Origin of the sequence: Cupriavidus necator N-1 (genome assembly GCF_000219215.1) — a bacterium.
In the GTDB taxonomy this organism is placed as follows: Bacteria; Pseudomonadota; Gammaproteobacteria; order Burkholderiales; family Burkholderiaceae; genus Cupriavidus; species Cupriavidus necator.
In genome coordinates, this window is sequence record NC_015726.1 from 212,923 (window position 1) to 233,812 (window position 20,890).

Sequence of the window (20,890 nt, forward strand, 5' to 3'; positions counted from 1 at the left end):
GGGCGTGTGGAAAGGGGCGCACAGCCCCTATGGTCAGGCCGGCAGGGCTGCTAGGTCAATGCTGCCTTCAAACACGGTGGTGGCCGGGCCGGTCATGCGCACCGGTTCCGCACCGCCGTCCCAGGCAATGGTCAGTTCGCCGCCATGGGTATGCACCCGCACCGGTGAGTCCAGCAGGCCGCGCCGGATGCCGGCCACCACGGCCGCGCAGGCACCGGTGCCGCAAGCCAGGGTCTCGCCGGCACCGCGCTCGTAGACACGCAGCCGGATGGTGTGGCGGTCCTGCACCTGCATGAAGCCGGCATTGACGCGGTTGGGGAAGGCGGCATGGTGCTCCACCACCGGGCCGTCCTGCAGCACCGGGAAGTTCTCCACGTTGTCCACCACCTGCACCGCGTGCGGATTGCCCATCGATACCGCCGAGATCCATTCGGTGCGGCCGTTGACCTCCAGCCCGTACAGCGTGTCCGCGCCTTCCGCGCGGGTGGGCAGGCCTTCGGCACGGAACGGCACGCGCGCCGGTTCCAGTTCGGGCGCACCCATGTCCACCGTGACCTGGCCGTCGTCCTGCAGCGTCAGGGTAATGACGCCGTTCATCACCTCGACGCGCACCGAGCGCTTGTCGGTCATGCCCTTGTCGGTGACAAAGCGCACAAAGCAGCGCGCGCCGTTGCCGCAGTGCTCCACCTCGCTGCCATCGGCATTGACGATGCGGTAGCGGAAGTCGACATCGGGGCGGGACGGCTTTTCAACGATCAGGATCTGGTCCGCGCCCACGCCGAAATGCCGGCTGGCCAGCGCACGCCATTGCGCCGGAGTCAGGTCGATCTGCTGGTGGATGCCGTCGAGCACGACAAAGTCGTTGCCCGCGCCGTGCATCTTGGTGAACTGGAGTTTCATGGTGGGGATTGTAGCTGCGCGGCGCCGGACGTGCCGGCGCGCTCAGTAAATCTCGGGCTCGCCCGGCAGGCGATGCTTGAAGCGCTTGTGCACCCAGTAGTACTCCGGCACGCGCGGGCGGATGCAGTCCTCGAAGAAGGCGTTCATGCGGCGCGTGTCGTCGGTGACGCTTGCGCCGGGGTAGTCTTCCCAGGGCGGCAGGATGCGCAGCACATAGCCCTGGTAGTCAGGCAGCATCTCGGTGTAGATCGGCACCACCTTGGCCCCGGTCAGGCGTGCCAGCCGCGACACCGAGGTCAGTGTCAGCGCCTGCACGCCGAAGAACGGCACGAACTCCGAGTCGCGCTCGCCGAAATCCATGTCAGCGATCAGCTGCAGCGCCTCGCCTTTCTTCAGACAGCGCAGGATGTCGCGCGCGCTGTCGTTGCGCGAGATCATGTTGGCGCCGAAGCGCCCGCGCGCGTGCTTCAGGAAGTGGTCGAACAGGTCGTTCTTCTGCCTGGTATAGAGCGACGCGCCGGAGCGGCCGAGATGCTCGCGCAGGTTGATGGTGAGCCGGATCGCGCCGGCTTCCACGCCTGACAGGTGCAGCGTGACCAGGATATGCGGGGTGCCATCCAGCGCCACCAGGTCGGCCTGGTCGTCGATCTGCACCCAGCGGCGCATCTGCGCTTCGCTGCCGGTCCAGAAGATGCCGCGCTCGGCAAAGCTGCGGAACAGGATGCGGAAGCTCTGGCGCGACAGCTCGTCGATTTCGGCCTCGGTCCGGTCCGGGAAACACAGGCGCAGGTTGGCCTGTACCACACGGCGCCGCTCGCTCGGCACCAGGTAGAGCAGGCTTCCCAGCGCCTCGCCGAAGCGCGCGACGAACGGATATGGCAGCTTGCCCAGCACCGTCAGCAAGCCGATGCCAAGCCACGTGAACACACGGCTCATGAAATCGATTGATCAGCGGCCGGCTCGGTGTCGTTGCCCGGGGTGTCCGGCGCGTCCGGGGTGCCCGCTCCGGCGGGTTGCTTGTAGCGGTTGTAAGCCCACAGGTACTGCGTGGGGCACAGGCGTACCAGTTCCTCGATGGTCCGGTTGATGACCGCTGCTGCTGCGGCAGGATCGTCCGGCAACATGCCGCCGTCGTTGATCACGCGCAGGTGGCCGCGATAGCCGGCGCCGCGCGGCAGGCGCTCGGCAAAGACCGCCACTACCGGCGCGCCGGTCAGCTGCTGCAGCCGGTGCACCAGCGCCATCGTATAGGCGGGCTTGCCGAAGAACGGCGCCCAGTTGCCCTCGCCGCCACTGGGCACCTGGTCGGGCAGGATGCCCACCGCCTGGCCGCGCTTGAGTGCCTTGACCAGCATGCGCACCCCGCGCGGCGTGGCCGGCGCCATGTGCATGTCGGGGCGGGTGCGCATTTTTTCGATCCAGTCGCGCAGCCAGGGCTGGTGCGGCGGCTTGAACAGTGCGGTGACCGGGCGCTGCAGCGCGTGGGACTGCGGCAGCACTTCAAAGCAGCCCAGGTGCGGGGTCAGGATGATGATGCCCTTGCCGCGCGCCTGCAGCTTGCCCAGCTCGGGCCACAGGTAGTCGTCAAAGCCATACAGCTTCGCGCCGATCTTGCTGCGGCTCCAGAAGTAGGGCATCTCGATGATCATGCGTCCGGCCGAACGGGCCGCTTCGTCGATCATCGCCTCGGTGGCGTCGGGAAACGCCTGGCGGAAGTTCTCCCGCAGGCGCCGGCCGTAGCGGCCGGGCAGGCGCGCGCTCAGTAGTCCGAGCGCGCCGCCCGCGGCTTGCAGCAGCCGCAGGGGAAAACGGGAGATCAGCCAGAATAAAAAGGTCATCAGGCGCGAAAAGCAGGTCTGCTGCGGGTCTGTGCCGGGGAACAGGCGAACAGGCAGCGTTTTTTCTATGGCGGTATTCAGTTCCGCGCGCAGCGTGCCGTCATCGGGATTCATATGGGCACGGTGCCCCGGCAGGTTGGCCGGGTGCCGTGCTGTACCGTTGGCGCGCTGCAACGAGCCCGGCAGGCGCGTATAATAGCGTGTATCGCCGAGTTAACTGACAACTTGCGGGGCGATGCGGCTCTGACCGGGCTGCTTGAAATACCGCTAAAGCGTCGCCGCCATGAACCGCACGGGCTGGCACGCAATAGCCAACCTGGAGAATAAGTTCGTGGCAAACGACTTCCTTTTTACTTCGGAATCCGTCTCCGAAGGCCATCCCGACAAGGTCGCCGACCAGATTTCCGACGCCGTCCTGGACGCCATCCTGGCCCAGGACAAGTACGCGCGTGTGGCAGCTGAGACGCTTTGCAACACCGGTCTGGTGGTGCTGGCTGGGGAAATCACCACGACCGCCAACGTCGACTATATCCAGATCGCGCGCGACACCATCAAGCGCATCGGCTACGACAATACCGAGTACGGGATCGACTACAAGGGCTGCGCGGTGCTGGTCGCCTATGACAAGCAATCGCCCGACATCGCCCAGGGCGTTGACCGCGCTTCCGACGACTACCTGAACCAGGGTGCCGGCGACCAGGGCCTGATGTTCGGCTACGCCTGCGACGAGACCCCGGAACTGATGCCGTTCCCGATCTACTACGCCCACCGCCTGGTCGAGCGCCAGTCGCTGCTGCGCCGCGACGGCCGCCTGCCCTGGCTGCGCCCGGACGCCAAGTCGCAGGTCACGGTGCGCTACGTCGACGGCAAGCCGCACAGCGTGGATACCGTGGTGCTGTCGACCCAGCATTCGCCGGACATCACCCAGGCCCAGATCCGCGAAGCGGTGATCGAGGAAATCATCAAGCCGGTGCTGCCGGCCGAGATGCTCAAGGAAACCAAGTACCTGGTGAACCCGACCGGGCGCTTCGTGATCGGCGGCCCGCAGGGCGACTGCGGCCTGACCGGGCGCAAGATCATCGTCGATACCTACGGCGGCGCCTCGCCCCACGGCGGTGGCGCGTTCTCGGGCAAGGACCCGTCCAAGGTCGACCGCTCGGCCGCCTACGCCGCGCGCTACGTGGCCAAGAACGTGGTGGCCTCGGGCCTGGCGCGCCAGTGCCAGGTGCAGGTCAGCTATGCCATCGGCGTGGCCCGCCCGATCAACGTGACGGTCTACACCGAAGGCACCGGCAAGATCCCCGACGCCAAGATCGCCGAACTGGTGCAGGAGCATTTTGACCTGCGCCCGAAGGGCATCGTGCAGATGCTGGACCTGCTGCGCCCCATCTACGAGAAGACCGCCGCCTACGGCCACTTCGGCCGTGAAGAGCCGGAATTCTCGTGGGAAGCCACCGACAAGGCGGCTGCGCTGCGCGCCGCGGCTGGCCTGTAAGCGCCACCCGCGTCAGCAGCACTGACGGCAAGCCCCGCCGGCCCGCAAGGGCCCGCGGGGTTTTTTTGCGCGGACTTGATCCTGGTCCAGTCGCCGCGTGACGCCGGCGCCACCGCATGCAGCAGGGAGTAAAATCCCGCCATCCCAAGCCGCCACGCCGGCGGCCGACCCCAAACACTGGTGACCGTTTCCAGAGGATGCCATGTCCGAAGCGCCTGTCCTTGCCCCCTCGACTTCAACCCAGCCGCCCGCCGCCGCCGGCCAGCTCAACCTGATCCGCCCGCAGCCATATACCGACTGGGCGCCGCAGGTCACGGCCGAAGAACGCGCCACGCTGCGCCGCGAGCTGGAGCAGGGCGCCGTGCTGTACTTCCCGAACCTGAATTTCCGTTTCCAGCCGGGCGAAGAGCGCTTCCTGGACAGCCGCTATTCCGACGGCAAGTCCAAGAACATCAACCTGCGCGCCGACGACACCGCAGTGCGCGGTGCCCAGGGCAGCCCGCAGGACCTGGCGGACCTGTACACGCTGATCCGCCGCTACGCCGACAACAGCGAATTGCTGGTGCGCACGCTGTTCCCGGAATACATCCCGCACATGACGCGCGCCGGCACCTCGCTGCGGCCCAGCGAGATCGCCGGGCGCCCGGTCAGCTGGCGCAAGGACGACACCCGCCTGCACGTGGACTCGTTCCCGTCCAACCCGATGCTGGGCAAGCGCCTGTTGCGAGTGTTCCACAATATCGACCCGGCTGCGGCGCGCGTGTGGCGCGTGGGCGAGCCGTTCGGCGATTTTGCGCAGAAGTTCGTGCCCAAGACCCATGGCATGTGGCCCGGGCAGGCGGCGCTGATGAAGCTGCTGCATATCACCAAGCGCAAGCGCTCGGAATACGACCACCGCATGCTGCAGCTGCATGACCTGGCCAAGGCCGACCTGGATTACCAGGCCAAGGTGCCGCAGCAGGAATTCCACTTCCCGCCGGGTTCCACCTGGATCGTCTTCAGCGACCAGCTGCTGCATGCGGCCATGCGCGGACGGGCGATGATGGAGCAGACCATCTACCTGGCGCCGCAGGCGATTTCCGACCACACCCACTCGCCCGAGGCGGTGCTGTCGCGCATGCTCGGGCGGCCGATGCTGGTGTCCTGATCAACGCAAAAGCAGGCGCAACATGGTTTCGAAGGTCTTGCCGTAAGGCGGCTTGAGCAGGCCGGCGCCGTTCAGGCCGGCCTGGTGGAACACCGGCTTCACCTTGGAGAAGGTGTCGAAGCCCGCTTGGCCGTGATAGGCGCCCATGCCGCTGGCGCCGACCCCGCCGAAGGGCAGGCCGTCCTGGGCGATATGGAACAGCGTGTCGTTGACCGTGACGCCGCCGGCAACGGTCTGCTTCATCACATGGCCGATGGCGCCGCGGTCGCGCTCGAACAGGTACAACGCCAGCGGTCGCGGGCGCGCATTGATGTAGTCCACCGCCTCGTCCAGGGTGCGGTACGTCACCACGGGCAGCACCGGCCCGAAGATCTCCTCGCGCATCGCCGTGATGCCTTCGGGCACATCCAGCAGCAGCACCGGCGGCAGGCGCCGCGCCTGCGCGTCCGGCTGCGCATCGGACAGCGGCACCACGGTCGCGCCTTGCGCCGAGGCTTCATCCACCAGCGCCGCCAGGCGCGCGAAGTGGCGCGGGCTGATGATGCTGGTGTAGTCCACGTTGCGCGCCAAGTCCGGATAGAGCCGGCCCACGCACTGGCGTGCCGCTTCTACCAGCTGCTCGCGCAGGTCTTCCGGCACCAGCACGTAGTCTGGCGCGATGCAGGTCTGGCCCGCGTTCATCAGCTTGCCCACCAGGATGCGCTCCACCGCACGTGGCAGGTCGGCGCCGGCGCCGATAATCGCCGGCGATTTGCCGCCGAGTTCCAGCGTCACCGGGGTCAGGTTGGCGGCCGCCGCGCGCATCACATGGTGGCCGACCGCGGTCGAGCCGGTGAACAGCAGGTGGTCGAAGGGCAGCGCGGTAAAGGCGCTCGCCACCTCGGCATCGCCGTTGACCACCACGATCTCGTCCGGCGCAAAGTGCTGCGGCACCAGTTGCGCGAACAAGGCCGCAAAGCGCGGCGTGTATTCCGACAGCTTCACCATGGCGCGGTTGCCCGCCGCCAGTGCGCCGGCCAGCGGCCCCACCGTCAGGTACAGCGGATAGTTCCAGGGCACCACGATGCCCACCACGCCCAGCGGCTGCGGCACCAGCCGCGAGCGGCCCGGGCGGAACCAGAAGCCGGTGGCGGCGCGGCGCACGCGCATCCAGCGCTTGCCGTGGCGCAGCGCGTCGTCGATGCCGCCCAGGCTCGGGAATACCTCCAGCAGCGCGGTTTCCTGCCGCGGCCGGTTGGTGAAGTCCGCGTGGATGGCGGCGGCAATGGCAGCCTCGTTCTCTGTCACTAGCCGGCGCAGGCGCTGCAGGCGGTCGGCGCGCACGGCCCAGGCGGGCAGCTGGTCGCGCCGTGACGCAGCGTGCATGGCGCCAAAGACGGACGACAGGTCGGGGACTTCTCGCATTGCTGCGCTCCTGGGCAAGGGACGTGCGGGGACAGTGGAAGCGGATCGCGGCGGGTGGCGGTGCAACGGTCCGCGTGTTCCCGCGCACGATAAGGTAGCGTGCCAGCCATGGCAATGGAAGTTTCCTACCAGAAGGGCAATTCAAACGCCCGTCTGCGCTGCGCGGCGGCCCGCGCCACCGGGCTTCTCCACTGTCCGGGCTAGCGCCTACACTGAATCTCACAGCTTGCCATCCGCTGGACGGACAGGGCGCGCACGCACTAGCGCGGCCCGGCTCACGCACGCGCGCCGCCTGCGGACTCGCGGGGAGACAGATGGAAACCACCTTTGACTACGTCATCGTCGGCGCGGGCTCGGCGGGCTGTGCGCTGGCGGGGCGGCTTGCCGACAGCGGCGACGACACCATTGCCCTGGTCGAGGCCGGGCACCACGATCACCATGTGCTGGTACGCACACCCGCGGCGCTTGCCGCGCTGCTGCCGCGCGCGGGGGCACGCAACTACGGCTATGAAACCGTGCCGCAGCCGGGCCTGAACGGCCGCCGCGGCTACCAGCCGCGCGGGCGCGGGCTGGGCGGCAGTTCTTCGATCAACGCCATGATCTACACGCGTGGCCGTGCCGCCGACTACGACGCGTGGGCCGCCGCCGGCTGCGACGGCTGGTCGTGGGACGACGTGCTGCCGTACTTCCGTCGCGCCGAGTGCAATGAACGCCTGGCCGGCAGCGACGACGACCCGCTGCACGGCGGCAACGGCCCGTTGCACGTGAGCGACCTGCGCACTCCCAACCCCTTTGCCGAACGCTTCATCGAGGCCGCGCAGCAGGCGGGCTTCCCGCGCAACGACGATTTCAACGGCGAAGAGCAGGAGGGCGTGGGCTGGTACCAGGTCACGCAGCACGCGGGCGAGCGCTGGAACGCGGCGCGTGCCTACCTGCACGGTGGCAACAAGCGCGACCGGGCCTGCAACGGCGGCCGCGCGCACCTGCAGGTGCTGACCGATACGCAGGCGCTGCGCATCGTTTTCGAAGGCCGCCATGCGGCCGGGGTGCAGGTGGTGCGCGAGGGCCGCCGGCAACTGCTGCGCGCGCGCCGCGACGTGATCGTGTGCGCGGGCACATTCGGCTCGCCGCAGCTGCTGATGGTGTCGGGCGTCGGCCCCGCCGCGCACTTGCGCGAGCACGGCATCGCCGTCGTGCATGACCTGCCTGGCGTGGGCGCCAACCTGCAGGACCATCTCGACATCGTGCTGCACAAGCGCGTGGCCGTGCCTGAATTGTTCGGCGTGTCGTTCGGCGGCCTGGCGCGGCTGGTGTCTGAAATGCTGCGCTACCGGCGCGAGCGCACCGGCATGATGTCAAGCAACTTCGCCGAGGCAGGCGGCTTCCTGCGCAGCCGCCCGGATCTGCCCGAGCCCGACCTGCAGCTGCATTTCGTGGTCGGCATGGCGGATGACCACATGCGCCGGCTGAACTTCGGCCACGGCTATTCCTGCCATGTCTGCGTGCTGCGCCCGCGCAGCCGCGGCGAGGTGCGGCTGGCCTCGCACGATATCCGGCGCGCGCCGCTGATCGACCCGCAATACCTGAGCGATGCGCGCGACCTGGACGACATGGTGGCTGGCGTGCGCATCGTGCGCAGCATCTTTGCGCAGCCGCAGCTGGCCAGCTTTGGCGGACGCGAACTCTATTCCGCCGGCCTGCGAGCCGATGGCAGCGACGACGCTGCCGTGCGCGAGATGATCCGCGAGCATGCCGACACCATCTATCACCCGGTCGGCACCTGCCGCATGGGCATGGATGCGATGGCGGTGGTGGACCCGCAATTGCGCGTGCGCGGCGTCGAGGGCTTGCGCGTGGTCGATGCGTCGGTGATGCCGACCCTGGTCGGCGGCAACATCAATGCGCCCGCCATCATGATCGGCGAGCGCGCGCATGACCTGATCCGCTATGCGCCGCGGGTGATGCTGCGGGTGCTGGAATCAATGGAGGCTTGAATCGTCAGCCTTCGAAGCCGCGCGAGAACACCCGCTTGAGCACGTCGGCATCCGCATCCAGCGTGCCGAACACGCGCCCGTGCTGCCGTCCCAGCCGGCTGGCGACGAACAGCTCCGCATTCTCGGTATCGGCATGCGCCAGCATCAGCGCGGCCTGTGCGGTCAGCACCAGCCCCTGCGCAAAGCGGCGTGCATTGGCTTCCAGCAGTTCGGGGTTCTCGTGCAGCATGGCCTGCAGCGATGCCAGTTCTGCGCGTACCGCCGGATGGCCGCCGGCGCGGCGCGACAGGTCTTGCAGCAAGCGTGCGGCATCGTCGGGATTGCGCTGGATGGCGCGCAGCACGTCCAGGCACATGATATTGCCCGAGCCTTCCCAGATCGAGTTGACCGGCGCCTCGCGGTACAGCCGCGCCATCGGGCCTTCTTCCACGTAGCCGTTGCCGCCCCAGACTTCCATGGCTTCGCCGGTGGCTTCCAGCGTGCGCTTGCAGACCCAGAACTTGGCCGCGGGGGTGACCACGCGCTTCCATGCCGCCGCGAGCGGATCATCGTCAGCGTGCTCGAAGGCGTGGCCCAGCTCCATCATCAGCAGGGTGGCCGCTTCGGATTCCAGCGCCAGGTCGGCCAGCACATTGCGCATCAGCGGCTGGTCGGCCAGCAGGCGCCCGAAGGCGCTGCGGTGGCGCGCATGGTGCAGCGCCTGCACAAAGGCGGCGCGCAGGATCGCGGCGCTGCCGATCACGCAGTCGAGCCGCGTGCTGGTGGCCATCTCGATGATGGTCGGGATGCCGCGGCCTTCCTCGCCGATCAGGATGCCGGTGGCGTCGCGGAATTCCACCTCGCTGCTGGAATTGGAGCGGTTGCCGAGCTTGTCCTTGAGCCGCTGGATCAGCACCGCGTTCTTGCTGCCGTCGTCGCGAAAGCGCGGCACGAAGAAGCACGACAGCGGGCCGTCTTCGGCGCCCATGCGCGCGACCACCAGGTGCGCATCGCACATCGGCGCGGAGAAGAACCACTTGTGCCCGGTCAGCGCGTATTCCGCGCCGCGGCCCTCGCCGCGCACCGCGCGCGCCACGGTGGTGTTGGCGCGCACGTCCGAGCCGCCCTGCTTCTCGGTCATGCCCATGCCGATCATGATTGCGCTCTTGCTGCGCCACGGCAGGTCGCGCGCATCGTGTTCGGTCGCATACAGCCGCGGCTCCAGTTCGGCAAACAGTGCGGTTTCCTTGCGCAGCACCGGGATGCTGGCGAAGGTCATGGTGGGCGGGCACAGTGAGCCGGATTCCACCTGCGCCTGCAGGAAGTAGCCGGCGGTGCGCGCCACCCATGCGCCCGCGCGCGGCTGGGCGAAGGGCAGGGCCTGCAGCTGCTGGCTGCGCAGCAAGCCCAGCAGCGCATGCCAGCTCGGGTGGAAATCCACGGCATCGATGCGCTCGCCGGTGCGGCTGTGCGTATGCAGCTCGGGCGTGTGCCGGTTGGCATCGGCTGCCCATTGCTGGACTTCCGGCTCGCCCAGGCGCGCGCCGAACTGGCCCAGCGCCGCGGCATGCCAGCCGCCTCCCAGCCGATCCAGTGCGCCGCGCAGCGACGGGTCGGTGGAAAACAGGTTGTAGTGCGCGAGATCGGGCACCTGGTTGAATACGCGGTGGGTGGCAGCTTCAGTCATGGCGGCATGGAAGGTGGACGCGTCCTGCTTGCATGGTAGAGCACGTGACGCGCGTTTGAGTGCATTGCCATGCCCTTGCGTGGGATTCGTGCGCTGCAGCATGCGTTATTTGATACCTGTGCGCACAGCTGTGGCACCACAAATGGAGGTCAATTGGCACTAGCGCCCGCCGGGGGCTTGTGCTTAAATTCACCCCGTTGGATGAAACAGGGGTGCCGTACGGATGGGCCGTGCGGCTGAGAGAGTCCCTTCGAACCCGATCCGGCTAGTACCGGCGTGGGAAGTTTCACAAGACCAAGTCTCCAGTCCCTCCGGGACTCGCCGCCCCAGGCCTCAGGCCCCAGGCAGCGCTCACAAGGCTCCTGGTTTCGTCCACCCCCGCAAGAGAGAGGACGACACCCATGGCCCGTACTGCCCCCGCTGCATCCTTCGAATCGCTCGAAAGCGACCTCGACCAGAAATTCGCCTATCCGGCTTCCAGCAAGACCTACCTGACCGGCAGCCGCCCGGATATCCGCGTACCGCTGCGCACCATCCTGCAAACGTCGACGCGCACCGACAAGGGCGAGATGTCCAATCCGCCGATCCCGGTGTACGACACCTCGGGCCCGTACAGCGACCCGGACGTGCATATCGACCTGAAGGCCGGCCTGCCGGCGCTGCGCGCCAAGTGGATCGATGAGCGCGGCGATACCGAAGTGCTCAAGGGCCTGTCGTCGGAATACGGCCGCGACCGCGCCAACGACCCCGCCACCGCGCACCTGCGTTTTGCCCAGCTGACCAACCCGCGCCGCGCCAAGGCCGGTGCCAACGTGTCGCAGATGCACTATGCGCGCAAGGGCATCATCACGCCGGAAATGGAATACGTGGCGCTGCGCGAGTCGCTGAACCTGCAGGCGCTGTACGACAAGCCCGAATACAAGGCGCTGCTGCGCCAGCACCCCGGCAACGCGCTGGGCGCCGGCCTGCCGCTGCGTCCGGAAGACATCACGCCGGAATTCGTGCGCCAGGAAATCGCCTCGGGCCGCGCCATCATTCCCGCCAACATCAATCACACCGAGCTGGAGCCGATGGCGATCGGGCGCAATTTCCGCGTCAAGATCAACGGCAACCTGGGCAACTCGGCGGTGACCTCGTCGCTGGCCGAGGAAGTGGAAAAGATGGTGTGGTCGATCCGCTGGGGCGCCGACACCATCATGGACCTGTCCACCGGCAAGCACATCCATGAAACCCGCGAATGGATCCTGCGCAACTCGCCGGTACCCATCGGCACGGTGCCGATCTACCAGGCGCTGGACAAGACCGGCGGCATCGCCGAGGACCTGACCTGGGAGATGTTCCGCGACACGCTGATCGAGCAGGCCGAGCAGGGCGTGGACTACTTCACCATCCACGCCGGCGTGCTGCTGCGCTATGTGCCGCTGACCGCCGACCGCGTCACGGGCATCGTCTCGCGCGGTGGTTCGATTATGGCCAAGTGGTGCCTGGCGCACCACAAGGAAAACTTCCTGTACACGCACTTCGACGAGATCTGCGAAATCATGAAGGCCTATGACGTGTCGTTCAGCCTCGGCGACGGCCTGCGTCCGGGCTGCATCGCTGACTCCAACGACGACGCCCAGTTCGGCGAGCTGCGCACGCTGGGCGAGCTCACCGCCAAGGCGTGGGAGCACGATGTGCAGGTGATGATCGAAGGCCCGGGCCACGTGCCGCTGCAGCGCATCCAGGCCAATATGGATGAAGAGCTGAAGCACTGCTATGAAGCGCCGTTCTACACGCTCGGACCGCTGGTGACGGACATCGCCCCCGGCTACGACCACATCACCAGCGGCATCGGCGCGGCCAACATCGGCTGGATGGGCACCGCCATGCTGTGCTACGTCACGCCCAAGGAGCACCTGGGCCTGCCGGACAAGGAAGATGTGCGCGAAGGCATCATCACCTACAAGATCGCCGCGCACGCCGCGGACCTTGCCAAGGGCTGGCCCGGCGCGCAGCTGCGCGACAACGCGCTGTCCAAGGCACGCTTCGAATTCCGCTGGGAAGACCAGTTCAACCTGGGCCTGGATCCGGAACGCGCGCGTTCGTACCACGACGCCACGCTGCCGGCCGAAGGCGCCAAGATCGCCCACTTCTGCTCGATGTGCGGGCCGAAGTTCTGCTCGATGAAGATCACGCAGGAAGTGCGCGATTACGCGGCGTCGCTGCCCAAGGAAGCGAAGCAGGGCATGGAAGAAAAGTCGATCGAGTTCCTGAAGAAGGGCAGCAAGATCTACTCGTGATGCCGTGACAGGTAGTACGGGCATGGGGTCGCAACCCATGCCCGCGCATGATCCGCCGCCGCGCAGCGCCCCGCGCGGCGGCACCGACAACAAGGAGGCCGGACGCGGCCGCATGGCGCGTCCGGCACTACATCCCTCATGACAGCAGTGCAGTCGTTTGACGTCGCCATCCTCGGGGCCGGTCTTGCCGGCCGCCTGGCCGCCTGGCAACTGGTACGCAGCGGCGCCCGCGTGGCGCTGGTGGAGCGGGCCGGTCCGGACGGCGCGGGCTCGGCCGCCTATGTGGCCGCGGCCATGCTGGCGCCGCTGGCGGAATCTGCCATTGCCGAGCGCCGCATCGTCGACCTGGGCATCGCCAGCGTCGACCTGTGGCGCGCGTGGCTGGCCGAATTGCCTGAGCCGGTCTTTTTCCAGGAGGACGGCACGCTGGTGGTCTGGCATGCGCGCGACCGCGCCGAGATGTCGCTGTTCACCAGCCGTGTGCGCGCGGTGGCGCCGCCCGAACTGGTGTCGCAGCGGCTGCGCGCGCTGGACGGCAAGGGCGTGGGCGAAGTCGAGCCCGCGCTGGCCGGCCGCTTCCCGCAGGGCCTGCTGCTGGCCGGCGAAGGCCAGCTCGACAACCGTGGCGCGCTGCGCGCGCTGCTGTCGTGCGCGGTCAGCGAAGGCGTGCATTGCGTCTGGGAGGCCGGCGAGGTCGATGCCGAATCGCTGCCCAAACTTGGTATCCGTGCCGACGTGGTGCTGGATTGCCGCGGCCTGGGCGCGCGCGCGTCGTGGCCGGCGCAACCCGGCGGCACCCAGCCGGGGCTGCGCGGCCTGCGCGGCGAAGTGGTGCGCGTGCATGCGCCCGACGTCAGGCTGCACCGGCCGGTACGGCTGCTGCATCCGCGCTACCCGATCTATATCGCGCCCAAGCCCAACGACCTGTACGTGATCGGTGCCACCGAGCTGGAAAGCGAGGATGATTCGCCCATGAGCGTGCGTTCCGCGCTGGAGCTGCTGTCGGCGGCGCATTCGCTGCACCCCGCCTTCGGCGAAGCGCGCGTGCTGGAGCTGAACGTGCAGCGGCGCCCGACGCGGCCCGACCACCTGCCGGCGATCCGCGTGGATCAGCGCGCGCGCGTGGTGCGCGTCAACGGCTTGTACCGGCATGGCTTTCTGATTGCGCCGGCGGTGACCGAGGCCGCGTGCGCGGTGGTGGGCGCGCTGCTCAAGGGCGATCCCGCGGCCCATGCGGTGCCGGCCGCGCTGCGCTGGCCTGGCATGATCGAGGCCGTGACCGAAGCGCCCGCCGCCACTACCATGGCCGCACCTGGCGGACTGCTGCACTAACGCATGACTGACATGGAAATCCTGCTCAACGGCCGACCGCTCGCCCTTGCCGATTCCGCCACGCTGGCGGACGCGGTGAGCGCGGCGCAGATCGCGCCCCCCTTTGCCGCGGCGGTCAACGGCCAGTTCGTGCCGCGCGGCGCCCACGCCAACACCCTTCTCGCGGCCGGCGACCGCATCGACCTCGTGCAACCCGTGACGGGAGGCTGACCCATGACTTTCGAACCTTCCGAAACCTTGCGCGACCCGTTCGTGCTGTATGGCGAGTCGTTCGGCTCGCGCCTGCTGCTGGGCACCGCGCGCTACCCGTCGCCGGCCACGCTAGAGGCCGCCGTGCAGGCCTCCAGGCCCGCCATGATCACCGTTGCCCTGCGCCGCCAGGGCGCGGTCGGCGCCGGCGAGGGCGGCCAGGCCTTCTGGCAGATGCTCAAGGCGCTGGACGTGCCGGTGCTGCCCAATACCGCCGGCTGCTTCACCGCGCAGGAAGTGATCACCACCGCGATGATGGCGCGCGAGGTTTTCGAAACGCCGTGGATCAAGCTGGAGCTGATCGGCGACGACTACACGCTGCAGCCCGATACGCTGAACCTGCCGGCCGTGGCCGAGACCCTGATCAAGGAAGGCTTCAAGGTGCTGCCGTACTGCACCGAGGACCTGGTGCTGTGCCGCCGCCTGCTCGACGTGGGCTGCCAGGCGCTGATGCCATGGGCCGCGCCGATCGGCACCGGCCGCGGCGCGGTCAACCCGCACGCGATGCGCGTGCTGCGCGAGCGCCTGCCCGACACGCCGCTGATCGTCGATGCCGGCCTGGGCCTGCCGTCGCACGCGGCGCAGGTGCTGGAGTGGGGCTACGACGGCGTGCTGCTCAATACCGCGGTGGCGCAGGCTGCCTACCCGGTCAATATGGCGCGCGCCTTTGCGCAGGCCGTTGAGGCCGGCCGCACCGCCTACCTGGCCGGGCCGATGCCCGAGCGCGAGGTGGCGCAGGCCAGCACCCCTGTCGTCGGCATGCCGTTTTGGCACGCCGACAGCACGGAGCAGCGCGCATGACCCGCCGCGCCGTGCATGCCGCCAGCGACGGCCCGCTGCGCCAGGCGGTGCTGGAACACTATGGCGAGACCTTCGGCGTCGATGACAAGCCGTGGCAGGCCTGGCGCCTGGCCGACGCACCCGCGCAACCCGGCGCCCACGACGTGCTGCTGTTCGACGGCGAAGCCGACGCAGGCACGATCGCGCGCCTCGCCGCCGCGGGCGCCACGCTGATCGAGACCGACCGCGAGGGTGGCCAGTGGATCGACACCGTGCGCTCGCCGATGGGCACGTGGGTCTTCTCCGTTGCCGCCGACACCGACCAGCCGCATTCGCCCGCCTTCGTTGCGGTGCTGCTGGCCAGTCTGTCGCTGCATTTCCCCGCGCACGACGCGCTGTGCCTGTCACGTGCCTGGGAGCCGGGCTCGGCCGACTGGCCGTCTGACTTTGCCCGCTTCCCGCACGTGCGGCACGCCGCCCTGGCGGCCCCCGAGCAGGCCGCGGCGCCGTTCGCGCCGTGCCCCGCGCTGGGCCTGTACGTGGTGGTGCCAAGCGCCGAATGGATCGAGCGCCTGGCGCCGCTGAACGTGCCGACGGTGCAGCTGCGCTTCAAGTCCGACGACCCGGCCGAGGTGCGCGCCGAGATCGCACGCGCGGCGAAGGCCATGCAGGGCTCGTCTTCGCGCCTGTTCGTCAACGACCACTGGCAGGCCGCGATCGACTACCGCGCCGCCAACGGTGGCGAGCACAGCGGCATCTACGGCATCCACCTGGGCCAGGAAGACCTGGACGATGCCGACCTCGATGCGATCCGCGCTTCGGGTCTGCGCCTGGGTGTCTCCACCCATGGCTATGCCGAGATGCTGCGCGTGGCCGCGATCCGCCCCAGCTACCTGGCGCTGGGCGCGATCTTCCCCACCACGACCAAGGTGATGCCGACCCAGCCGCAGGGCATGGGCCGCTTCCGCGCCTATGTGAAGCTGATGCAGCCGGTGATCCCGTCGCTGGTGGGCATCGGCGGCGTCAACGTGGCCAATATGCGCGAGGTGCTGGCCGTCGGCGTCGGCAGTGCCGCCGTGGTGCGCGCGGTGACCGAGGCTGATGACGTGCCGGCCGCGGTGGCCCACCTGGTCAGCCTGTTCCCGGCCGCCTGAACGCGGCTCTCGCCATGGCGCCAACCGCCGCCGCGCACCGCGTCCGCCTGGCGGTGGCGGACGACCTGGCGCGCCTGCCCGAAATTGAGCTGGCAGCGGCGGCGCTGTTTCCTGACGCCGACCTGCCCGCGCTACTGCGCCTGGTCAGTACGCCGGAATCGGCACTGGCCGCCGCGCAGCGCGAGCGGCGCCTGTGGGTGGCCGAGCGCGGCGGCGAACTGGCCGGCTTTGCGCTAGCCAGCCGCAAAGGCGAATGCGGTTACCTCGATGAAATGGATGTCCACCCGGACCACGGGCGTCGCGGCATCGGGCGCTTGCTGGTTGGGGCGGTGCAGGGCTGGGCGCGGGCGGACGGATTGCGGTCGCTGAACCTGACCACGTTTGCGCATTTGCCGTGGAATGCGCCGTTCTATGCATCCTTGGGGTTTCGTCAGTTGCGCGATGACGAGCTTTGTCCGCTCCTGGCGGATGCACTGGCGGCGCAACGGGCGGCGGGATTGCGGCAACGCGTGGCGATGCGGCAGATATTCTGACGGCAGGACCCCATCGTTGCTATACTTGTATAGCAATCACTTTGGAGGCTGCCATGCTCGCTATCCGACTACCAGAGGACATCGAAGACCGCCTGGAAGCCCTTGCCAAACGCACCGGCCGCACCAAGACGTTTTATGCGCGTGAGGCCATCATGCAGCACCTTGATGATCTTGAGGACCTGTATCTGGCAGACAAGATTGCCGCACGTGTTCGCGCCGGCGAAGAATCCACGGTAACGCTGGATGAGCTGGAGGCGCGGCTTGGCCTGGCGGATTGAAGTCACGCAAACGGCAGAGAAACAACTTGCCAAGCTGGATCGGCCGGTCGCCAGGCGTATTGTCACGTTCTTGCGCGAGCAAGTCGCGGCATCCGACGACCCCCGCTCGCTTGGCGAAGCCCTGAAGGGGAGTGAGCTTGGCGAATACTGGAAATACCGGGTCGGCGACTGGCGTTTGATTTGCCAGATCGAGGACGCGCGCATCACTGTTGTGGTGCTGCGTCTTGGGAACCGCAGGGACGTGTATCGCTAGCGCCAAGATTTGTGCGACATTCGCCCAGCCGCCAAAACCGAGCGGCAGCCCGCCGCTATGATGGCGGGCAGCATTCCCCGCCAACCATCCCCCGCCATCCCTACCATGTCCTCCCAGACCGCCCCCGAAATCGTCCCCGTCGCCCCCGGCACGCCCGAAAAGCCCTACTTCGGCATCGACGTGCCGCTGATGCGCTATTTTGGCCTGCAGCCGGTGCAGATCGAGGAGGGCCTTTGCCGCACGCGGTTGCCGGCGCACCCGTCGCTGGTCAACAGCCGCGGCGATGTGCATGGCGGCACGCTGATGGCGACGCTGGACTTCACCCTGAGCGGCGCCGCGCGCTCGCATGCGCCGCTGGAAACCGGCGTGATCACGATCGATATGTCCACGCATTTTCTGGCGGCAGCGCGCGGCGAGCTGACGCTGGAGGCGCGCTGCCTGCGCCGCGGCGCGCGCATTGCATTCTGCGAGGGCGAGGTCAAGGATGCTGCCGGCACCGTGGTGTGCGTGGCGCGGGCCGCATTCAAGCTGGTGCCGCTGTCCGCCGGCGGCAACTGACCCCGGCGTCGGCCTGGCCGCTCAGTCCTGCAGCGGCCGGTACACCTGTTCGAAACGTGCGCGCTCGGTGATGCCATAGTCGCCGGGCGCGTATTGCATCAGCCAGTCGCCCGGCTTGCCGTGCAGCACGTCGCCGCCGGCGCTGCGCGCGATGCTGAAGGCCTCGTGCATCTCGCGCGCCAGTACCGGGATCGGCTTGTTGCGGTAGGCGCCGTCCTGGCCGTGCGCGAGCGGCGGCACGGCCTCGTACTTGGGGTCGAAGCGGTCGCGCGAGACGCACCAGCGGTCGCCGCCGCGGCTGGTGATCAGCGCATCGCCGGGTTGGTAGCGGTTGGGTCCCTCGCGGCTGATCAGCTCGCCGGGTTCGGTGGCGAACAGCACGTCGACGATTTCATGCTTGAGGTAGAACGCGGCTTCGGGGTCGCTGCGCAGGTCGATATCGGCCAGCATCGTCATGTCTGTCAACCCAGCGCGCGCGGCGCGAACAAATGGTTCAGCGGCCCGTTGCCGGCGCCCAGCCGCAGCCCCGCGCCCGCGGCGATGGCCTGCGCCACATAGTCCAGCGCCGTGCCCACTGCCGCCTCCAGCGCATCGCCGCGCGCCAGCTGCGCGGCAATCGCGGCAGCCAGCGTGCAGCCGGTGCCGTGCAGGTTGCGGGTATCGACACGCGGATGCGTGAACACGCGCACGCTGCCGTCGGCCAGCATCAGCAGGTCATCCAGGCCGCCGGCGGCGGCGCCGTCTTCGAGGTGGCCGCCCTTGAGCAGCACGGCAGGGCAGCCCATCGCGATCAGGTCGGCGGCAGCCTGTTCCATCTCGGCGCGGCGCGCGATCCTGCGGCCCAGCAGGTACGAAGCCTCGGGCAGGTTGGGCGTGACCAGCAGCGCGCGCGGGAACAGTAGCCGCACCATGGCCTGCGTGGTGGCGTCATCGGACAGCGTCGCGCCCGAGGTCGAGATCATCACCGGGTCCACCACCAGCTTACGGATGCCGTGCCGGTCCGCTGCCGCGGCAACGGCCTCGACGATGGCGGCGGTGCCCAGCATGCCGGTCTTGGCCGCGTCCACGCCGATATCGCTGGCCACGGCATCGATCTGCGCGGCCACCATGTCGGCGGGAATGGCGTGCACGCCGGTCACGCCCAGCGTGTTCTGCGCGGTGATCGCGGTGATGGCGCTCATGCCGAAGCAGCCCAGCGCGGAAAAGGTCTTCAGGTCGGCCTGGATGCCGGCGCCGCCGCCGGAGTCGGAACCGGCGATGGTCAGGGTGCGGGGTGGCGTTGGGATCATCTGTGCAGGAATCGGAGGGAGCCGGTGCGCAAGGCGCCCGGGCACGCTACAATACCGCCACTCCGAGGAGCGTTGCAACGGATGGAGGCCTGCGAAGCACATCGCACGGCCGGCGGCACAGCCGCCCCATGCCATCCGCCAGGCTCGGACTGTCTTCAACGGCGCTCGCTGATCCGTGGTCCGCACGGAGGCGAGTCGACCTATCCGCGAGCTTCGCATGTGCCCTTGCGCCATGCCATAGCTGCCAGATTCCCCGTACTCGTCACCTGCGTGCCACTCTTCACCGGGAGTGAAACATGAACGCTGTGACCGACCTGAAGCAAGACTACCTCGTCGCCGACATTAACCTGGCCGGCTGGGGCCGCAAGGAAATCGCCATTGCCGAGACCGAAATGCCCGGCCTGATGGCGATCCGCGACGAATTTGCCGCCGCGCAGCCGCTCAAGGGCGCGCGCATCGCCGGCTCGCTGCACATGACGATCCAGACCGCCGTGCTGATCGAGACGCTCAAGGCACTGGGCGCCGACGTGCGCTGGGCCTCGTGCAACATCTACTCGACCCAGGACCACGCCGCTGCCGCGATTGCCGCCGGCGGCACGCCCGTGTTCGCCTTCAAGGGCGAATCGCTGAAGGAATACTGGGACTTCACGCACCGCATCTTCGACTGGTCGGACGGCGGCACCCCCAACATGATCCTGGACGACGGCGGCGACGCCACGCTGCTGCTGCACCTGGGTGCGCGCGCCGAGAAGGACGCGTCGCTCATCGCCAAGCCGGGCAGCGAGGAAGAAACCTACCTGTTCGCCGCCATCAAGGAAAAGCTGGCCAAGGATCCGAGCTGGTACAGCCGCAACCTGGAGGCCATCCGCGGCGTGACCGAGGAAACCACCACCGGCGTGCACCGCCTGTACCAGATGGCCCAGAAGGGCGAACTGCGCTTCCCGGCCATCAACGTCAACGACTCGGTGACCAAGAGCAAGTTCGACAACCTGTACGGCTGCCGTGAGTCGCTGGTGGACGGCATCAAGCGCGCCACCGACGTGATGATCGCCGGCAAGGTGGCCATCGTGGCCGGCTACGGCGACGTGGGCAAGGGCAGCGCACAGGCGCTGCGCGCGCTGTCGGCGCAGGTGTGGGTGACCGAGATCGACCCGATCTGCGCGCTGCAGGCCGCGATGGAAGGCTACCGCGTGGTGACCATGGACTACGCCGCGGAGCATGGCGATATCTTCGTCACCTGCACCGGTAACTACCATGTCATCACCCATGACCACATGGCCAAAATGAAGGACCAGGCCATCGTCTGCAATATCGGCCACTTCGACAACGAGATCGACATCGCCTCGATCGAGAAGTACGAATGGGATGAGATCAAGCCGCAGGTCGATCACGTCAAGTTCCCCGACGGCAAGAAGCTCATCATCCTGGCCAAGGGCCGCCTGGTGAACCTGGGCTGCGCCACCGGCCACCCGTCGTACGTGATGAGCAGCTCGTTCGCCAACCAGACCATCGCACAGATCGAACTCTGGCAGGAACGCGACAGCGGCAAGTATCCGGTCGGCGTCTACACGCTGCCCAAGCACCTGGACGAGAAGGTGGCGCGCCTGCAGCTGCGCAAGCTGAACGCGCAGCTGACCGAACTGACCGAACAGCAGGCCGCGTATATCGGCGTGAAGAAGGAAGGTCCGTACAAGGCCGACCACTACCGCTACTGATCCGCGCAGGTAAGGCAGGGCCC

At 68.1% G+C, this 20,890-nt stretch carries 20 protein-coding genes and 2 riboswitches; of the genes, 13 read left to right on the forward strand and 7 right to left on the reverse strand.

Translation table 11 applies throughout. The annotated features are described in order from the left end of the window. Nucleotides 1–33: 33 nt before the first annotated feature. From dapF to CNE_RS01080, 3 genes are read right to left on the reverse strand one after another with little or no spacing between them, the layout of a single operon-like run. Nucleotides 34–900, reverse strand: a complete 867-nt coding sequence (gene dapF / locus CNE_RS01070; protein ID WP_013955306.1) for a diaminopimelate epimerase — start codon at nucleotides 898–900, stop codon at nucleotides 34–36. Nucleotides 901–942: 42 nt separating this feature from the next. Then, nucleotides 943–1,836, reverse strand: a complete 894-nt coding sequence (locus CNE_RS01075) for a lipid A biosynthesis lauroyl acyltransferase (protein ID WP_013955307.1) — start codon at nucleotides 1,834–1,836, stop codon at nucleotides 943–945. Next, the gene (locus CNE_RS01080; RefSeq protein ID WP_041228271.1) at nucleotides 1,833–2,738 is read right to left on the reverse strand and encodes a lysophospholipid acyltransferase family protein; all 906 of its coding nucleotides are present in this window, start codon (nucleotides 2,736–2,738) and stop codon (nucleotides 1,833–1,835) included. Before CNE_RS01080 ends, CNE_RS01075 begins: the two co-directional genes overlap by 4 nt. A 331-nt stretch (nucleotides 2,739–3,069) precedes the next feature. Between CNE_RS01080 and metK the strand changes: the two genes are divergently transcribed. Together metK and CNE_RS01090 are read left to right on the forward strand one after the other, a co-directional pair. Beyond that, nucleotides 3,070–4,233: a methionine adenosyltransferase gene (gene metK, locus CNE_RS01085; protein ID WP_029047350.1), complete on the forward strand. Its 1,164-nt coding sequence runs from the start codon at nucleotides 3,070–3,072 to the stop codon at nucleotides 4,231–4,233. Nucleotides 4,234–4,435: 202 nt separating this feature from the next. Beyond that, nucleotides 4,436–5,380: a Kdo hydroxylase family protein gene (locus CNE_RS01090; protein WP_013955310.1), complete on the forward strand. Its 945-nt coding sequence runs from the start codon at nucleotides 4,436–4,438 to the stop codon at nucleotides 5,378–5,380. Here the strand turns inward: CNE_RS01090 and CNE_RS01095 are convergent, their stop codons facing one another. Then, a complete protein-coding gene (locus CNE_RS01095) occupies nucleotides 5,381–6,784 on the reverse strand; it encodes a coniferyl aldehyde dehydrogenase (protein WP_013955311.1) in 1,404 nt (467 codons plus the stop codon). A 314-nt stretch (nucleotides 6,785–7,098) separates the two neighbouring features. Between CNE_RS01095 and CNE_RS01100 the strand changes: the two genes are divergently transcribed. After that, nucleotides 7,099–8,778 (forward strand): GMC family oxidoreductase, encoded by a 1,680-nt coding sequence (locus CNE_RS01100; protein WP_013955312.1) that lies wholly within the window; start codon nucleotides 7,099–7,101, stop codon nucleotides 8,776–8,778. A 4-nt stretch (nucleotides 8,779–8,782) separates the two neighbouring features. On the opposite strand, the gene CNE_RS01105 is transcribed toward CNE_RS01100, so the two are convergent. Beyond that, on the reverse strand, nucleotides 8,783–10,444 hold the full coding sequence (locus CNE_RS01105) for an acyl-CoA dehydrogenase family protein (RefSeq protein ID WP_013955313.1): 1,662 nt from the start codon (nucleotides 10,442–10,444) through the stop codon (nucleotides 8,783–8,785). A 198-nt stretch (nucleotides 10,445–10,642) separates the two neighbouring features. Next, a riboswitch (TPP riboswitch) is annotated at nucleotides 10,643–10,744 on the forward strand. Nucleotides 10,745–10,845: 101 nt separating this feature from the next. Between CNE_RS01105 and thiC the strand changes: the two genes are divergently transcribed. The 9 genes from thiC (at nucleotide 10,846) to CNE_RS01150 (ending at nucleotide 17,863) form a co-directional block, all read left to right on the forward strand. After that, entirely contained in the window at nucleotides 10,846–12,726 is a 1,881-nt protein-coding gene (thiC, locus tag CNE_RS01110) for a phosphomethylpyrimidine synthase ThiC (RefSeq protein WP_013955315.1), read from the forward strand. Nucleotides 12,727–12,864: 138 nt separating this feature from the next. Next, on the forward strand, nucleotides 12,865–14,058 hold the full coding sequence (locus CNE_RS01115; protein ID WP_013955316.1) for an FAD-dependent oxidoreductase: 1,194 nt from the start codon (nucleotides 12,865–12,867) through the stop codon (nucleotides 14,056–14,058). Nucleotides 14,059–14,070: 12 nt separating this feature from the next. Continuing rightward, nucleotides 14,071–14,268 (forward strand): sulfur carrier protein ThiS, encoded by a 198-nt coding sequence (gene thiS / locus CNE_RS01120; protein WP_041228272.1) that lies wholly within the window; start codon nucleotides 14,071–14,073, stop codon nucleotides 14,266–14,268. 3 nt (nucleotides 14,269–14,271) lie between these two features. Then, nucleotides 14,272–15,108, forward strand: a complete 837-nt coding sequence (locus CNE_RS01125; RefSeq protein ID WP_010813326.1) for a thiazole synthase — start codon at nucleotides 14,272–14,274, stop codon at nucleotides 15,106–15,108. Beyond that, complete coding sequence (locus CNE_RS01130; protein WP_013955318.1) at nucleotides 15,105–16,241, forward strand: thiamine phosphate synthase; 1,137 nt, start codon at nucleotides 15,105–15,107, stop codon at nucleotides 16,239–16,241. Before CNE_RS01125 ends, CNE_RS01130 begins: the two co-directional genes overlap by 4 nt. 14 nt (nucleotides 16,242–16,255) lie before the next feature. Beyond that, the gene (locus tag CNE_RS01135; protein WP_013955319.1) at nucleotides 16,256–16,774 is read left to right on the forward strand and encodes a GNAT family N-acetyltransferase; all 519 of its coding nucleotides are present in this window, start codon (nucleotides 16,256–16,258) and stop codon (nucleotides 16,772–16,774) included. Nucleotides 16,775–16,827: 53 nt separating this feature from the next. After that, nucleotides 16,828–17,052 carry a type II toxin-antitoxin system RelB family antitoxin gene (gene relB, locus CNE_RS01140; RefSeq protein ID WP_013955320.1) on the forward strand — a complete coding sequence of 75 codons (225 nt, stop codon included), beginning with the start codon at nucleotides 16,828–16,830 and terminating at the stop codon, nucleotides 17,050–17,052. Next, nucleotides 17,036–17,305, forward strand: a complete 270-nt coding sequence (locus tag CNE_RS01145) for a type II toxin-antitoxin system RelE family toxin (protein WP_013955321.1) — start codon at nucleotides 17,036–17,038, stop codon at nucleotides 17,303–17,305. The genes relB and CNE_RS01145 overlap by 17 nt, the downstream gene beginning before the upstream one ends. 105 nt (nucleotides 17,306–17,410) lie before the next feature. Next, entirely contained in the window at nucleotides 17,411–17,863 is a 453-nt protein-coding gene (locus CNE_RS01150) for a PaaI family thioesterase (protein WP_013955322.1), read from the forward strand. 21 nt (nucleotides 17,864–17,884) lie between these two features. Here the strand turns inward: CNE_RS01150 and CNE_RS01155 are convergent, their stop codons facing one another. Further along, on the reverse strand, nucleotides 17,885–18,319 hold the full coding sequence (locus CNE_RS01155) for a PGDYG domain-containing protein (protein WP_013955323.1): 435 nt from the start codon (nucleotides 18,317–18,319) through the stop codon (nucleotides 17,885–17,887). A gap of 5 nt (nucleotides 18,320–18,324) precedes the next feature. Then, nucleotides 18,325–19,152 carry a bifunctional hydroxymethylpyrimidine kinase/phosphomethylpyrimidine kinase gene (thiD, locus tag CNE_RS01160; protein ID WP_049800538.1) on the reverse strand — a complete coding sequence of 276 codons (828 nt, stop codon included), beginning with the start codon at nucleotides 19,150–19,152 and terminating at the stop codon, nucleotides 18,325–18,327. Nucleotides 19,153–19,210: 58 nt separating this feature from the next. Continuing rightward, a riboswitch (S-adenosyl-L-homocysteine riboswitch) is annotated at nucleotides 19,211–19,326 on the forward strand. Between the two features lie 122 nt (nucleotides 19,327–19,448). On the opposite strand from thiD, the gene ahcY reads away from it, so the two are divergent. Beyond that, on the forward strand, nucleotides 19,449–20,867 hold the full coding sequence (ahcY, locus tag CNE_RS01165; RefSeq protein WP_010813332.1) for an adenosylhomocysteinase: 1,419 nt from the start codon (nucleotides 19,449–19,451) through the stop codon (nucleotides 20,865–20,867). Nucleotides 20,868–20,890 lie beyond the last annotated feature (23 nt).

Excerpts from the sequence above, each read along its gene's own strand:
- dapF (WP_013955306.1), bottom strand. The coding sequence starts at position 900 with ATGAAACTCCAGTTCACCAAGATGCACGGCGCGGGCAACGACTTTGTC.
- CNE_RS01075 (WP_013955307.1), bottom strand. The coding sequence starts at position 1,836 with ATGAGCCGTGTGTTCACGTGGCTTGGCATCGGCTTGCTGACGGTGCTG.
- CNE_RS01080 (WP_041228271.1), bottom strand. The coding sequence starts at position 2,738 with ATGACCTTTTTATTCTGGCTGATCTCCCGTTTTCCCCTGCGGCTGCTG.
- CNE_RS01090 (WP_013955310.1), top strand. The coding sequence starts at position 4,436 with ATGTCCGAAGCGCCTGTCCTTGCCCCCTCGACTTCAACCCAGCCGCCC.
- CNE_RS01095 (WP_013955311.1), bottom strand. The coding sequence starts at position 6,784 with ATGCGAGAAGTCCCCGACCTGTCGTCCGTCTTTGGCGCCATGCACGCT.
- CNE_RS01100 (WP_013955312.1), top strand. The coding sequence starts at position 7,099 with ATGGAAACCACCTTTGACTACGTCATCGTCGGCGCGGGCTCGGCGGGC.
- CNE_RS01105 (WP_013955313.1), bottom strand. The coding sequence starts at position 10,444 with ATGACTGAAGCTGCCACCCACCGCGTATTCAACCAGGTGCCCGATCTC.
- thiC (WP_013955315.1), top strand. The coding sequence starts at position 10,846 with ATGGCCCGTACTGCCCCCGCTGCATCCTTCGAATCGCTCGAAAGCGAC.
- CNE_RS01115 (WP_013955316.1), top strand. The coding sequence starts at position 12,865 with ATGACAGCAGTGCAGTCGTTTGACGTCGCCATCCTCGGGGCCGGTCTT.
- thiS (WP_041228272.1), top strand. The coding sequence starts at position 14,071 with ATGGAAATCCTGCTCAACGGCCGACCGCTCGCCCTTGCCGATTCCGCC.
- CNE_RS01125 (WP_010813326.1), top strand. The coding sequence starts at position 14,272 with ATGACTTTCGAACCTTCCGAAACCTTGCGCGACCCGTTCGTGCTGTAT.
- CNE_RS01130 (WP_013955318.1), top strand. The coding sequence starts at position 15,105 with ATGACCCGCCGCGCCGTGCATGCCGCCAGCGACGGCCCGCTGCGCCAG.
- CNE_RS01135 (WP_013955319.1), top strand. The coding sequence starts at position 16,256 with ATGGCGCCAACCGCCGCCGCGCACCGCGTCCGCCTGGCGGTGGCGGAC.
- relB (WP_013955320.1), top strand. The coding sequence starts at position 16,828 with ATGCTCGCTATCCGACTACCAGAGGACATCGAAGACCGCCTGGAAGCC.
- CNE_RS01150 (WP_013955322.1), top strand. The coding sequence starts at position 17,411 with ATGTCCTCCCAGACCGCCCCCGAAATCGTCCCCGTCGCCCCCGGCACG.
- CNE_RS01155 (WP_013955323.1), bottom strand. The coding sequence starts at position 18,319 with ATGACGATGCTGGCCGATATCGACCTGCGCAGCGACCCCGAAGCCGCG.
- thiD (WP_049800538.1), bottom strand. The coding sequence starts at position 19,152 with ATGATCCCAACGCCACCCCGCACCCTGACCATCGCCGGTTCCGACTCC.
- ahcY (WP_010813332.1), top strand. The coding sequence starts at position 19,449 with ATGAACGCTGTGACCGACCTGAAGCAAGACTACCTCGTCGCCGACATT.